Source organism: Burkholderia sp. BCC0419, from assembly GCF_902830285.1.
Classification (GTDB): domain Bacteria; phylum Pseudomonadota; class Gammaproteobacteria; order Burkholderiales; family Burkholderiaceae; genus Burkholderia.
Genome location: NZ_CADESR010000001.1, coordinates 804,605 through 818,676 on the forward strand (window position 1 = coordinate 804,605; position 14,072 = coordinate 818,676).

Annotated in this window: 12 protein-coding genes; 9 read left to right on the forward strand and 3 right to left on the reverse strand. The window is 68.9% G+C overall.

What is annotated here, in order from left to right; genetic code table 11:
* Window positions 1-30: 30 nt before the first annotated feature.
* The 4 genes from HWW87_RS03580 (at window position 31) to HWW87_RS03595 (ending at window position 3,574) form a co-directional block, all read left to right on the forward strand.
* On the forward strand, window positions 31-375 hold the full coding sequence (locus HWW87_RS03580; protein ID WP_175819253.1) for a BMA_0021/BMA_0022 family TOMM bacteriocin: 345 nt from the start codon (window positions 31-33) through the stop codon (window positions 373-375).
* A 16-nt stretch (window positions 376-391) separates the two neighbouring features.
* Entirely contained in the window at window positions 392-754 is a 363-nt protein-coding gene (locus HWW87_RS03585; protein WP_175819254.1) for a BMA_0021/BMA_0022 family TOMM bacteriocin, read from the forward strand.
* 80 nt (window positions 755-834) lie between these two features.
* Window positions 835-3,072, forward strand: a complete 2,238-nt coding sequence (locus tag HWW87_RS03590) for a TOMM precursor leader peptide-binding protein (RefSeq protein ID WP_175819255.1) — start codon at window positions 835-837, stop codon at window positions 3,070-3,072.
* A 289-nt stretch (window positions 3,073-3,361) separates the two neighbouring features.
* Window positions 3,362-3,574, forward strand: a complete 213-nt coding sequence (locus HWW87_RS03595; protein ID WP_175819256.1) for a hypothetical protein — start codon at window positions 3,362-3,364, stop codon at window positions 3,572-3,574.
* 60 nt (window positions 3,575-3,634) lie between these two features.
* On the opposite strand, the gene HWW87_RS03600 is transcribed toward HWW87_RS03595, so the two are convergent.
* The 3 genes from HWW87_RS03600 to HWW87_RS03610 form a co-directional block, all read right to left on the reverse strand.
* A complete protein-coding gene (locus HWW87_RS03600; RefSeq protein ID WP_175819257.1) occupies window positions 3,635-4,060 on the reverse strand; it encodes an NUDIX hydrolase in 426 nt (141 codons plus the stop codon).
* 217 nt (window positions 4,061-4,277) lie between these two features.
* Window positions 4,278-5,666 (reverse strand): nucleobase:cation symporter-2 family protein, encoded by a 1,389-nt coding sequence (locus tag HWW87_RS03605; RefSeq protein ID WP_175819258.1) that lies wholly within the window; start codon window positions 5,664-5,666, stop codon window positions 4,278-4,280.
* A gap of 75 nt (window positions 5,667-5,741) precedes the next feature.
* On the reverse strand, window positions 5,742-6,716 hold the full coding sequence (locus tag HWW87_RS03610) for a LysR family transcriptional regulator (protein WP_175819259.1): 975 nt from the start codon (window positions 6,714-6,716) through the stop codon (window positions 5,742-5,744).
* A 134-nt stretch (window positions 6,717-6,850) separates the two neighbouring features.
* On the opposite strand from HWW87_RS03610, the gene HWW87_RS03615 reads away from it, so the two are divergent.
* From HWW87_RS03615 to HWW87_RS03635, 5 genes are all read left to right on the forward strand, one after another.
* On the forward strand, window positions 6,851-7,570 hold the full coding sequence (locus tag HWW87_RS03615) for an SDR family oxidoreductase (protein WP_175819260.1): 720 nt from the start codon (window positions 6,851-6,853) through the stop codon (window positions 7,568-7,570).
* A 240-nt stretch (window positions 7,571-7,810) separates the two neighbouring features.
* The gene (locus tag HWW87_RS03620) at window positions 7,811-9,274 is read left to right on the forward strand and encodes an MFS transporter (protein ID WP_175819261.1); all 1,464 of its coding nucleotides are present in this window, start codon (window positions 7,811-7,813) and stop codon (window positions 9,272-9,274) included.
* On the forward strand, window positions 9,271-10,812 hold the full coding sequence (locus tag HWW87_RS03625; protein ID WP_175819262.1) for an FGGY family carbohydrate kinase: 1,542 nt from the start codon (window positions 9,271-9,273) through the stop codon (window positions 10,810-10,812). The genes HWW87_RS03620 and HWW87_RS03625 overlap by 4 nt, the downstream gene beginning before the upstream one ends.
* Before the next feature lie 18 nt (window positions 10,813-10,830).
* Complete coding sequence (locus HWW87_RS03630; RefSeq protein ID WP_175819263.1) at window positions 10,831-12,510, forward strand: glycerol-3-phosphate dehydrogenase/oxidase; 1,680 nt, start codon at window positions 10,831-10,833, stop codon at window positions 12,508-12,510.
* Entirely contained in the window at window positions 12,507-14,069 is a 1,563-nt protein-coding gene (locus tag HWW87_RS03635) for an FAD-binding oxidoreductase (RefSeq protein WP_175819264.1), read from the forward strand. Before HWW87_RS03630 ends, HWW87_RS03635 begins: the two co-directional genes overlap by 4 nt.
* Window positions 14,070-14,072: the final 3 nt, after the last annotated feature.

A 14,072-nucleotide genomic window follows, 5' to 3' on the forward strand; every position in this document is an offset into this window, starting at 1 on the left:
GTTCCATTCGTCAATCAGGAGAACAGAGAGATGAGCAAGGATCTTCGATTACCGACGTACGAGCAGTTTCTCGAATACCGCGCCACCGTCATCCGGGCAATCGCGCTGGCGTGGCATTCGCCGCCGTTTCTCGACGAACTCGAGGCCGACCCGATCAAGGCGCTGCGCGAGCATTTCGACTATCACTTTCCGTTCCGGCTCGACCTGAAGGTGCAGCCCAAATCGTCCGAGTGGACGCCGACCGTCAACGGCGACTGGACGGCCGGCCGGCGAAACAAGCTCACGCTGTACCTGCCGCCCGCACCGGCGGACGAAGCGCAATTCGTGCAGGCGCTGGCCGCCTACAACGCGAACCACATCACCGTCATCGAATGACCGCGGGGAAACCGACATGGCAAACAACAACGCGAATCCGACGCTCGAATCGATGCTGGAGTTCCAGAAGGTCTATCTGCGCGCGATCGCGCTCTCGTGGCGGAATCCGGAATTCAAGGGCGAGCTGCTGGAGAAGCCGCTGGAGACGCTCGCGAAATACTTCGGTTACCAGTGTCCGTGGATCGTCGACATCGAGATCGTCAAGACGCCCGGCGATCATGGCTGGCAGCGTCACGGCGACGGCAGCGGGAGCTGGCACCTGCCGCGCAACGTGATGACGGTCGGCATACCGGAGCAGCCGGTGAGCCTGGACGAGGAGGCCGTGGCGCTCGCGGCCTACTGCGACGCCGGGCCGAGTTACCTGTTCACCTGCTGCTGACGCGGCGCGTCCGCGTCCTGCACCGTCGCGCGGCCCCGGGGTCGCGCGACGTTCGTTTACCCGCCGTATGGAACCCGACGATGCTCGATGACCTGTCGCGCGTGTTGCGCTTCAAACCGCATTTGCTCGTGCTCGATGCCGGGCCCGAGACCCTGTTCGTCGTCGACGAATTCAAGCGCGTGATGCTGTCCGGCGCGATCTTCGTGCAGATCGCGGCGTGCCTGCGCGCGCGGATGACGATCGCGGAGATCGTGACGTCGCTTGCCGGTGCGTTCGGCGAATGGGAGGTGCTCGCGCGTCTCGATCAACTGGTGCGGCGCGGGTACGTGCGTGCGGACCGGCCGCACGACGACGACGCGGCGCGCGGCTTCTTCGAGCGTGCCGGGCTCGACGGCGACGCGGCCTGCGCGCACGTCGCGCAATTGCGTGTCGCGGTCGAGCGGTTCGGTGCCGACGATACGGCGCTCAGGCGCGCGCTCGATGCGGCCGGCATCGACGTCGTGACGGAGGCCGGGCTGACCGTCGCGATCGCCGATACGCACGATCGCGACGATCTCGCCGCGTGCGCCGCCCGCGTCGCGGCGCGCGGCGGGGCGTTGCTGGTCGTGACGACGGGCGGCGTGCAGACGCTGATCGGGCCGTTGCTGGCCGGCGGCGACGCGCTCGCCGATGCGCCGTGCATCGAATGCGTGCGCTACTGGATTCGCGTCAACCGGCCCGTCGAAGCACTGCTCGCGCGCCATCACGGCAGCGACGCGGCGCGTCTGCCGCAGGCGGCGTCGCGTGCCGCTGCTTCCGCCGCGGCGGCACTCGTGGCGGCAACGGTCGAGCAGATCACGGTCAACCCCGCGGCATCGGAACGGGCGCAGGGGCATATCGTGGCGCAGCGCATCGATACACTGGCCGCCGAGCGGCACCGCGTGGTGAAGCGTCCGCAATGCCCGTGCTGCGGCAATCCCGCGTGGATGCGCGAACAGGCGGCGCGCGCGCCGCGTCTCGCGGATCGTGCGCCGCTGGCGCGGGCCGACGGCGGCTACCGTACCGCCGATCCGCAACAGGTGTTCGCGCGTCATGCCCATCTGGTGTCGCCGATCAGCGGCGCGATCGCTTACCTGCACCCGATGCCGAAGCGGCACGCGGGCCTGCGCAAGGTCTACGCGTCGGGCTTTCTCGTGTGCCCGGCGGCCGTGCCGGGCAGCAACCGCTTCGACAGGATCTGCTCCGGCAAGGGCCGCACGGACGAGCAGGCCCGGGCGAGCGCGCTGTGCGAGGCGCTCGAGCGATTCAGCAGCGTGTACCAGGGGGACGAGGCGACGCTGACGGGAAGCATCGAAAGCCTGCTCGCCGATCCCGCCTGCGACGCCGCGCCGATCCATGTGAACGACCTTCAGCAGTTCAGCGAACGGCAATTCGACGCGCGCGACGCGATCAACGCGCTGACCCGCGATGTTCGCAAACAGGTGCCGCCGCGCTTCACCGCGCGCGACGTCATCGACTGGACGCCGGCCTGGTCGCTCGTAACCGGCCGGCGCCACCTCGTGCCGCTGAGCTACTGCTATGCGGAAACGCCGGACAGCGCGCGGGCGCCGGCCGCCTGCGTGCACAACCCCAACGGCTGCGCGGCGGGATCGAGCGTCGACGAGGCGATTCTGCAGGGCATGCTCGAATTGATCGAGCGCGATGCGGTCGCGATCTGGTGGTACAACCGGATCGCGCGCCCCGGCATCGAACTGTCGAGTTTCGACGATCCGTATTTCGATGCGCTCGTGCGCGAATACGCGACGCTCGGATGGCGCTTGTGGGCGCTCGACCTCACCGCGGATCTCGGCGTGCCGACCGTGGCCGCGCTCGCGGAAAATCCGCAGGACGGGCGCTTCTCGATCGGCTTCGGCTGCCATCCGGACGGCGCCATCGCGATGCAGCGGGCGCTGACCGAAGTCAACCAGTTGCTCGACGTCGCTGCCGACGCGCCGCACCCGTGGGATCGCGACAAGCTCGCGGACACCGGTTTCCTGTATCCGGCGGCCGATCTGCCCCGCACGACCCGCTCGACGTGGCCGCCGATCGGCGCCGCGTCGCTGCCGGCGGCGATCGAGCAGGGTGTCGGACGCATCGCGGCGGGCGGCATGGACGTGCTCGTCGTCGACAAGACGCGGCCCGACCTCGGCCTGTCCGTCGTGCAGGTGATCGCGCCGGGGCTGTGCCATTTCTGGCCGCGCTTCGGCGCGCCACGGCTCTATTCGGTTCCTGTTCGAATGGGCTGGCGCGGGCAGCCGCGCCGCGAGACGGATCTGAACGAGGCGCTGCTGTTTCTCTGACGCGTCGGTCGCCGCGGTCGGCCGACCCGGCACCGCATCGACTGCAGCCGCGCGGCGGCCTCGGCCAGCTTGCCCGAGTGCCGCCGCGCGGTGCCGCTTCGATGCCGGATCGTGCCGTGACGATCGGGACGCGGGCCGGAGGCAGACGGTCGTGAACGGTAAAACTTGATCGGCAAATGCCCGGGGGCGCAGCGAATTATTTTCCGGCTATAGTGGAACGACTGGCGGTAGACGCGGCGCTGTTTGCCGGTGCCGGCCAGGTCATGACTGGACTGTAGACGGGTGCTGTATGAAAAATAAGACCGACAAGACCGCCGGACCGATCTGGGGCGTGGCAGCAGGGTTGCTTCTTGCTGGCGCGGGATTGAGTCTCGGTATTTTCCCGGCGGCGCTGCGCGGCGCGGGAAGCGCAAACGACTTCATGGCGTCAGGCGCCACGATGCTGGGCATCTTCCTCGTCGTCTATTCCACGCACGAACTGCGAAGAAAGCGCTCGTACTGAGCATTCGCGCACCGCTGATTCACGACGATCGACTCGAGCCGGCCGACGGCTCGGGATGCGCTACGTCTTGCGGATTTCGTGGTTGTAGACGAGTTCGACGATGCGCTTCGTCGGAATACTCGTGCGCAGACGGTCGACACCGTCGATCGGAAACCACTTGCATTTCTCGATCTCGTTGTTCGCTTGCGGCGTCTGGTCCGGCCCGACTTCCGCGAAGAACACGTGATGGATCTTCGCGAGCCCGGTGAACTGCATCGAGTACACCAGATGCTGGCCGGTCATGCCGGTTTCTTCGCACAACTCGCGATGCGCGGCTTCGAGCGGGGTTTCCCCGCGCTTGATCGTTCCGCCGGGAAGGGCCCAGCGCGACGCCGCACGCGTGACGAGCAACACGCGCTCGTCGCGATAGCAGACGACGGTCGCGCGTTCCTTGATCGGAACGGCAATCGTTTCGGGGGTGTTGTCGGGCGCGAGGATCGGGGGCATGCCGTGATTCTAACCAGCACAAATCGATCGGCCAAGGCGGCCTGACCGGGTTTGACGATTGATTGCCGCCGCTGCGCGGCCGGCCGCTGCGTGACACGCCCAAAGCACAAGGCTGGTGGCAGGGCCGTGCGCCGGGCCCCTGATGCCGTTTGGCACGACGACCGACGCGGCCCATCCCACGCGCCACGTTGTCGTGCGGTTCGCACCGCGATTGCTTTTACTTCTTTTCCGGCAGGAACCAGTTCATCACGAGCGCGCAGATGCCGCCCGTCGCCACGCCCGATTCCAGCACGTTCTTCAGTGCATGCGGCAGGCTATTCAGGATGTCCGGCACCTGCGACACGCCGAGGCCGAGCGCCAGCGACACCGCGATGATCAGCAGCGCGCGACGGTCGAGGTGGACGCCCGCGAGGATGTTGATGCCCGACGCGGCCACTGCACCGAACATCACCATCGCCGCGCCGCCGAGCACGGGCTCCGGCACGGCCTGCAGCACGCCGGCGACGACCGGGAACAAGCCGAGCACCACCAGCATCCCGGCGATCCAGATACCGACGTGACGGCTCGCGACGCCGGTGATCTGGATCACGCCGTTGTTCTGCGCGAATACCGAGCTCGGGAACGTATTGAACACGCCGGCCAGCAGCGAGTTTGCGCCGTTGACGAGCACGCCGCCCTTGATCCGCTGCATCCACACCGGCCCTTCGACCGGCTCGTTCGAGATCTTGCTGGTGGCCGTCACGTCACCGATCGCTTCGAGCGACGTGACGAGGTAGATGATCAGCATCGGCACGAACAGCGCCCACGAGAAGCCGATGCCGAAGTGCAGCGGCGTCGGCACCTGGAACAGCGCGGCCTGGTGCATGCCGGTGAAATCGAGGCGGCCGAGGAACGCGGCTGCGAGGTAGCCGATCACCAGTGCGATGACGAGCGCGGTGCTGCGCACCCAGACGACTGGCACGCGGTTCAGCAGGATGATCGTGCCGAGCACGAGGCCCGACAGCGTGAGGTTCTCGGCGCTCGCGAACGTGCCCTTGGCCATCGCGCCGTAGCCGCCGCCCATGCTGATGAGGCCGACCTTGATCAGCGTGAGGCCGATCAGCAGCACGACGATGCCGGTGACGAGCGGCGTGATCAGGCGCTTGACGAACGGCAGGATGCGCGACACGCCCATCTCGACGAACGACCCGGCGATCACCACGCCGAAGATCGATGCCATCACGGTCTCGACCGGCGTGCCCTGCTTGACCATCAGGCTGCCGCCGGCGATCAGCGGGCCGACGAAGTTGAAGCTGGTGCCCTGGACGATCAGCAGGCCGGCGCCGAGCGGGCCGAAGCGCTTGCACTGGACGAAGGTGGCGATGCCGGAAATCACCAGCGACATCGACACGATCAGGGTCGTATCGCGGCTGGACACGCCGAGCGCCTGGCAGATCAGCAGGCCCGGCGTGACGATCGGCACGATGATCGCCAGCAGGTGCTGGAGGGCGGCAACGAAGGCGACCATCGGCGCCGGCCGGTCGTTCGGGCCGTAGACGAGGTCGCGGGCCGCTTCTGCGGCGTCGGCGCCGTGGGGGGCGGATGGGGCGGAGGAGGCGGGTTGCATGGCGAGCGGGCCGGACAAGGTGGAAAGTGCGGCATTTTAGCCGAAGGGCCCGCCGGCGCCGCCTGGCCGGGCCGCCTACGCGGCGCGTGCTCCCTTGCCGCGCGCCGCTGCGCGTGGCGGGCGGGAATCCGGATACGCGCGCTGGCAGACGGCGATGACCGTGTCGCGCAGGCGGCGATGGACGGGGTCGCCGTGCATGCGCGGATGCCACAGCGCGGATACGAGGATCGCCGGCAGGCGGACCGGGATCTCGAAACTGCGTAGCCCGAGGGCTTCGGTGAGCCCCGGCGAGCACGCGTTGCCGAGGCTTGAGCGCGGCACCAGCGCGATCAGGTCGGTGCTGGCCGCGACACGCATCGCGTCCGGATAGCCCGGCACGACGACGTGCACGGCGGGGCCCGGGCCGGCCTCGCCGGTCGAGTCGTCGGCCGGCCCGCCGAAATCGCCGAGCTGGGCCGCCATGACGTGCCGGCAGGCTGCATAGCGGGCGGGCGTGATCCGGGCCGACGCGAACAGCGGATGCGCGGCGCGCGCCACCGCGACGTGCCAGTCGTGAAAGAGCATCCGCGTGTGCAGTTCGGGCGCGTCGTCGCCGCGCTTGCCGATTTCCAGGTCGACGGTGCCGTCGCGCAGCGCTTGCGGATCGCGATCGAGCTTCGGGACGAAGCGGATACGCACGTGCGGCGCGACGTCGGCCAGGGCGGCGACGACCGGGCCGGCCAGCATTTCCATGAACGATGCGGCCGCCCGGATGGTGAACGTGGCCGTGAGCGTCGCGAGGTCGACGTCGGCGGTCGCCGGCCGAAGCACGGCGCGCGCGTCGCTCGCGACGGCATGGACGCGGTCGCGCAATGCGGCTGCGTGCGGCGTCGGCACGAGCTTGCGCCCGGCGCGCACGAGCAATGGGTCGCCGGTGGCGATGCGCAGCCGCGTGAGCGTGCGGCTCATCGCGGACGTGCTCAGGCCCAGCCGGCGCGCGGCGCCGGTCACGCTGCCTTCCGACAACAGCACGTCGAGTGCGGTGACGAGGTTCAGGTCGATGTCTTCCATGCGGACAGGATACGCCACTGTGCGGTGTGGCCAGGCGTTCGATGCAATGATGGATTGCATTCGGTGCGTCTGGCGCCTGTCGTGGTGCGCGCCTATAGTGGGTGCATGACGAAACACGGCAAAGGCGAAAAACCATGCAATCGACCGAATCGAATCGACGAAACGTTCCCGCGATCCTGCTCGTTGCGGCGTCGCGCGGCCTCGGGCTGGCGATGGCGGAGGCATTCCTGCACAAGGGCTGGCACGTGACGGGTACCGTGCGCGAAGGATCGGGCCGCACGAAGCTGCACGACCTGGCCGACCGGTTCGACGGCCGGCTCGAGATCGGCACGCTCGACATCTGCGCGCCCGAGCAACTGGCCGCGCTGCGCGAGCGCCTGTCGGGCCGGCGCTTCGACATGCTGTTCGTGAATGCGGGCACGACCAACGATCCGAATGAAACGATCGGCGAAGTGACGACCGACGAATTCGTGCGCGTGATGATCACGAATGCGCTGGCGCCGATGCGCGTAATCGAGACGCTGCAGGATCGGGTGACCGACGACGGGCTGATCGGCGCGATGTCGTCGGGGCAGGGCAGCGTGACCAACAACGTCAGCGGAATGCGCGAGGTGTATCGCGGCAGCAAGGCCGCGCTGAACCAGTTCATGCGCAGCTTCGCCGCGCGTCAGGCCGATACGCGCCGCGCGCTGGCGCTGATGGCGCCCGGTTGGGTCCGCACCGAACTCGGCGGGCCCGACGCACGCCTGACCATCGATGAAAGCGTGCCGAGCCTCGTCGACGTGCTGCTGGCGAAGCGGGCGCGGCCTGGGCTCGAGTATCTCGACTATCTGGGGCGGACGGTGCCGTGGTGAACGTATGCCTTGCCGCGCGCGGTTGGTCTGGAAATAACGTTGCGTACGCAACGATTGAGCGGCGCGCCGACGTGCCGCTCGCTGCATCGCACAACCGACCACGCTTGACACCGGCGCGCTGCCCGCCGTAAATTGCGCAGGCAGATCTAGATAAGAGACTATCTGTAAGATGGTCTCTCCATGCGTCGATCGCATCTGCAATGTCGAGCCTCTTACAGAACAAATATACGGAGGCCGATTGTGCAAACGATCGCGGTCAAGCTTCATGGCATTGAAGACGTCATCTCCTTTCTCGACACGCGCCCCGGTATCGCGGGCAGGGCGGGACTCGTCTGGTGGCTGTCGCTCGGCGGGCTGTTTCTCGACGCATTTTCCAACTCGGCATTGAGTGCCGGCCTCGGGCCGATGACGCGCGAATTGCATCTGTCGGCTGCGCAGGTCGCATGGATGACGTCGTTCGCGTCGTGGGTCGCGATCGCATTCAACCCGATCGGCGGCTGGATGGCCGACCGCTGGGGCCGCGTACGGCCGCTGATCGCCGCGAAGCTGTTGTCGGTGATCGGCGCGCTGCTGGTGGTGTTCGCGCCGGATTTCAATACGATTCTCGCGGGCCGCTTCTTCGTCGGGATGGCGTACGGCATCGACTTCGCGATCGCGATGGCGATGCTCGCGGAGTTCACGCCGGGCCGCCTGAAGAGCCGGCTCAACACCTGGCAGGGCATGTGGTACACGGCCGTGTGCCTGAACCTGCTGCTCGCGCTGCTGTTTCATGCATGGCAGGTCGGCGATTCGATCTGGCGCTATTCGGTGGCGGCGACTGCCGTGTTCGGCGTCGCGATCCTCGCGCTGCAATGCGCGTTCCTCGTCGAAAGCCCGATCTGGCTCACCCGCAAGGAGCGGCTCGACGATGCGGCGCGCGCGATGACGCGCATCTACGGGCAGCCATTCGTCGCCGCGCCCGCGCATGAACGTACACCAGTCGTCAATCCGGCGACGCGCGGCCTCGCGAACGTGCTGCTGATCTTTCGCGGCGTCTACCTGCCGCGCACGATCCTGGCCGCGACCGTGCAGATCGGCCAGTCGATCGAATACTTCGCGATCGGCTGGTATCTGCCGCTGATCAGCGCGGCGCTGTTCGGCAAGGACTTCGTCTACGCGACGCTCGGCGCGCTCGTGTTCAACCTGTTCGGGATCGTCGGCGGCTTCTCGTCGTCGGCGGTCGGGCGCCGTGTCGGCCTGCGTCGCGCGTCGGCATTCGGTTTCGCGGCGGTCTGCGCGATGCTGGTCGCGCTCGGGCTGTTCCAGGCACGCATGCCGCTGTGGCTGTCGGTCGTCGTGCCGTCGCTGTTCATCCTGTTCCACTCGGCCGGCCCCGGCGCGAACGGCAAGAGCCTGTCTTCGCTGTCGTTTCGCGGCGAGCTGCGCGCGGGCGCGAACGGCATCGTCGGTGCGCTCGGCTCGATCGGTGCGGCGCTCGGCCTGCTGGTCTTTCCGCTGTTTCGTGCGCGTTACGGCCTCGAACACACGTTCCTGATCCTCGCGATCGTGCCGTGCGTGGCCAGTGCGATCTGCTTCGCGATCCGCTGGGACCCGACCCGCACCCCCGTCAATCCCGACAACGAACCCGACGCGCCGCACTTCGGCGACGACGCGCGCGTGCCGTCGGCCTTCCTGAAACCCGCCATCGAGAAAACGCAGCGATGACCGAATCCCGAAACGCCATTCTTGCGATCGACGAAGGCACGTCCGGCACGCGCGCCGCGCTCGTCGACGCGAGCGGACACGTGTCGTGCCTGGAATACCTGCCGCTGTCGGTCGAGAGCCCGCGGCCCGGCGTCGTCGAACAGGACGCGAACGCGATCCTCGACAAGACGCTCGCCGTCTGCCGCGCGACGCTTGCACACGCGCATGAACAGGGTGTGCGCATCGTCGCGCTGGCGCTCGCGACGCAGCGTGCGACCGCCGTGCTGTGGGACACGCGCACCGGCCGGGCGCTCGTGCCCGCGATGGTCTGGCAGGACACGCGCCATGCCGCCGAGCTCGATCGGCTCGCGGCCGACTGGGACCGCGTGCTGGTGCCGCAGGTCGGCCGGCCGGCGGGCGTGCGCTCGCCGTATCTGTGGGCCGTGCACCAGTTGCGCACGTCGCGCGCGGTGGCCGACGCGCATCGCGCCGGCTCTCTCGCGTTCGGCACGATCGATACGTGGCTGCTGTGGCATCTGTCCGATGCACGCACGTGCGTGACGACGCCGACCAACGCGACGTCCGCCAGCGCGTATCTGCTCGGCGAGCATCGCTATTTCGATCCGTGGCTCGACGCGCTCGGCTTTCCGCGCGAACTGCTGCCCGCGCTGCGCGAGGACGCCGACGCGTTCGGCCGCACGCGCGAGGACGTGCTCGGCATCGACGTGCCGATCCTCGCGTGCGCGGGCGATCAGTTCGCGGGCGCGGTCGGCCTCGGCTGCGTCGAACGCGGCCAGGCGATGTGCGTGCACGGCACCGGCAGCTTCGTCGACCTGCTGACGGGGACGGCGCGCCCCGACACCGGCTCGCATGCGCAACCCGGTCACGCGCACGACGGCACGCTGGCGATGACCGCGCGGCGGCACGGCGGCGTGTCGCATTACTCGCTCGAAACCTTCGTCGCGACGACCGGCTCGGCGTTGCGCTGGGTCTGCGAAAAGCTGCGCTGGTTCGACGATCCCGCGCAGATCAGCGCGCTGGCGGGCACCGTGCGGTCGGCGCGCGGCGTGACGTTCGTGCCGGCGCTCACCGGCCTGCGCGTGCCGCGGATGGAGCCGAATGCGCGCGCGCTGCTGTCCGGCATCTCGATCGCGACGACGCAGGCCGAGGTCGCCCATGCGGTGCTCGAAGGCATCGCGCATTCGGTCGCGTCGTGCATGGAGGCCAATGAGGCGGTCGCGCAGGCCGGCGTGTCCGAGCTGATCGTCGGCGGCGGCCTCGCGGGCAGCGACACGCTGCTGCAGATCCAGGCCGACGTGAGCGGCGTGCCGGTGCGGCGGATGCGCGAAGGCGATCGCGCGAGCCTGCGCGGCGCGGCGTTTCTCGCGGGCGCGGCGGGGCTGATGTGGGAATCGCTCGATGCGGCCCGCGCGACGCTCGTCACCGACGCCGTGTTCGAACCCTCGATCGATGCGGACAGCCGGCAGCGCCGGCGTGCGGCCTGGCATGCGCGGATCGCGTCCGAGCTCGCGCACGCGGCCGATTTTTCTCATGCGTAAGCACGGAGAACGACCAGCATGATGTTTTTGCCATCCAGAAAACCCCGGACGGACCGGGCCGGCATGACGGCCACCGAGCCGTTGCGCGTGAACCGCGACGAGCATCTGGCGCGACTCGAGGCCGATACGTTCGATGTCCTGATCGTTGGCGGCGGCGTAACGGGCGCCTACGCGGCGTTTGACGCGAGCCTGCGCGGGCTGCGCGTCGCGCTCGTCGAGAAGAGCGACTTCGCGTCGGGCACGTCGTCGAAGTCGTCGAAGATGGTGCACGGCGGGCTGCGCTACATCGAGCAGGGCAATCTCGGGCTCGTGCGCCATTCGCTGCTCGAGCGGCAGCGGTTGCGGCGCAACGCACGCCATCTCGTGCAGCGGCTGCCGTTCCTGTTCCCGGTGATGGAGCGCGAAGGCGTGTTCGACCGGCGTCTCGCGAAAGCTTTCGAAAGCCTGTTGTGGACCTACGACATCGCCGGCGGCTGGCGTGAAGGCATCCTGCACCAGAAGCTGACCAAGGCCGAGGTGCTGTCGCATTGCCCGACCTTCAACGAAACCTACCTGACGGGCGGCTTCCTGTACTTCGACGCGCGCGTCGACGATGCGCGCCTGACGCTGAACCTCGTGCGCACGGCCGCGTTTCATGGCGCGGCGGTGGCGAACCACGCACGCGTGGTCGAGCTGACGCGCGACGGCCACGGCAAGGTCGACGGCGCGATCGTGCACGCCGACGGCCGCGAGCGGCGCGTGCGGGCGCGCGTGGTCGTGATGGCGACCGGCGTATGGCTGCGCGACTGGACCGGCGCGCGCAAGGGCGACACGTCCGCGTTGCAGGTGCGGCCCGCGAAGGGCGTGCACGTCGCGATTCCGTGGCTGAAGATCCGCAACGACTGCACGGTGACGATCCCCGTGCCGGGCCGCAACCGCCGCGCGACGATCACGCGCTGGGGCAACGTGTCGTATCTCGGCACGACCGACGAGGACTACGACGGCGATCTCGACGACGTGCACTGCACGCGGCAGGAACTCGATTTCCTGCTGGAAGGCGCGCGCTCCGCGTTGAAAGTCGACCTGAGTGCTGCCGACGTGGTCGGCAGCATCGCCGGATGCCGGCCGCTCGTCGGGCCGCCCGGCGGCAAGACGATCGAGATGAAGCGCAATCACGAGATCCATGTCGCGCCCGACGGGCTCGTGACGATCGTCGGCGGCAAGCTGACGACGTCGCGGCACATGGCCGAGCAGACCATCGATACGGTCGGCAGGCTGCTCGGCCGCCGCACGCGCTGCCGCACGAAATCGGCGTACCTGCTCGGCGCGGCCGGCTACGACCCGCAGGCGATCGTCGCATCGGGCGGGCTCGCCGCGCATCTCGGCGAGCGCTACGGCACCGAGGCGCGGTTCGTCGGCGACCTCGCCGATGCGACGCCGTCGCTGCTCGCGCCGATCGTCGAAGGGCTGCCGTACAGCGAAGCGGAAGTGCTCTATGCAGTGCGCCACGAATTCGCGCGCAGCGTCGACGACGTGCTGTCGCGCCGCACCCGCGCGCGATTGATGGCGCGCGATGCATCGGCACGCGCCGCGCCGCGCGTCGGCGCCATCCTCAAGGCGGAGCTCGGCTTGTCCGATGCGGCCGTCGCCAGCCAGGTGAGCGACTACGTCGCCGCCGTCGCACTCGAAAAAGCCATCCTCATGGGAGAACACGGATGATCAGCAAGGAAGCCATCAAGCGCGGCTATAACCGCGGCAACTACGTCGTCGGCGCGCATACGCCGCCGCCCTACGCGCTGAACCTGCCTGCGGCAGGCGGCGCGCCGGTCGAGGCCGGCATGCAGCGGGCGCCCGTCGCGGTATCGCCGCAGCAGGTCGACGCGCTGCGCGCGGTGGCCGACGAGGTGCTCGTGCAGCCGGCCGACGTCGTCGCGTGGACGCGCGACTGGTGGGCCGCGTCGATGGTCGCGGAAACGGGCGGCCGGCCCGCGACGCCGCACGCGGTCGTCGTGCGGGTGTCGACGGTCGAGCAGGTGCAGGCCGTGATGCGCATCGCGCACGCGGCGACGCTTCCGGTGACGGCGTCGGCCGGCCGCAGCAACGTGACGGGCGCGGCGCTTCCGGTGCGCGGCGGCATCGTGCTCGACGTGTGCGGGCTGAACCGGCTGATCGGCGTCGACGCCGAGAGCCAGATCGTCGACGTCGAAGCCGGCATGTTCGGCGACGTCTTCGAGGCAACGCTGCAGCGCGAGCACGGGCTGACGATGGGGCACTGGCCGTCGTCGTTCGGGATCAGCACGGTGGGCGGCTGGATCGCGTGCCGCGGCGCGGGGCAGTTGTCGACGCGCTACGGCAAGATCGAGGACATGGTGTTCGGGATGGACGTGGTGCTCGCGGACGGCAGTCTCGTCACGCTCGGCGGCTATTCGCGCGCGGCGGTCGGCCCCGATCTGCAGCAGTTGTTCATCGGCAGCGAAGGCACGCTCGGTATCATCGTGCGTGCGCGCCTGAAGCTGCATCGGCTGCCGGACTACGGGCGCGCGATCGCGTACGGCTTCGACACGTTCGCGGCCGGCCTCGACGCTTGCCGCGAGATCCTGCAGCGCGGCGCGAATCCGGCGGCGCTGCGGCTCTACGACGCACTCGAAAGCGGCGTGCAGTTCGGCCTGCCCGACACGAACGTGCTGCTGATCGCCGACGAAGGCGCGCCGGAGATGGTCGACGCGGTGATGGCGATCGGCGCGCGCGTGGGCGACGCAAGCGGGCGCCGGCTCGACGGCGACGCGATCTTCGAGAAGTGGCTCGACACCCGCTACCTGACCGGCAAGAGCGCGGAAGGCTTCAAGCGCAGCCCGGGTTTCGTCGCCGACACGCTGGAAATGTGCGGCCGCTGGCGCGACCTCGCGGCGATCTATCGCGACGTGGTGGCCGCGTTGCAGGCGGTGCCGGGCACGCTGGCCGGTTCCGCGCACCAGTCGCATGCGTACGCGGACGGCGCCTGCCTGTATTTCTCGCTGCGCGGCGACGTCGCGGTGGCCGAGCGGGCCGCGTGGTACCGCGCGGCATGGGACGCGGCGAACGCGGTGCTGATCCAATACAATGCGGCGTTGAGCCATCACCACGGTGTCGGGCTGTTGCGTGCGCCGTACCTGCGCGATTCGCTGGGCACCGCGTTCCCGGTGCTGCAGGCGGTGAAGCGTGCGCTCGATCCGACGCATATCCTCAACCCCGGCAAGCTCGGTCTCGGCGACGAGACCGGCCCGCACGTCGACCGGTAAACG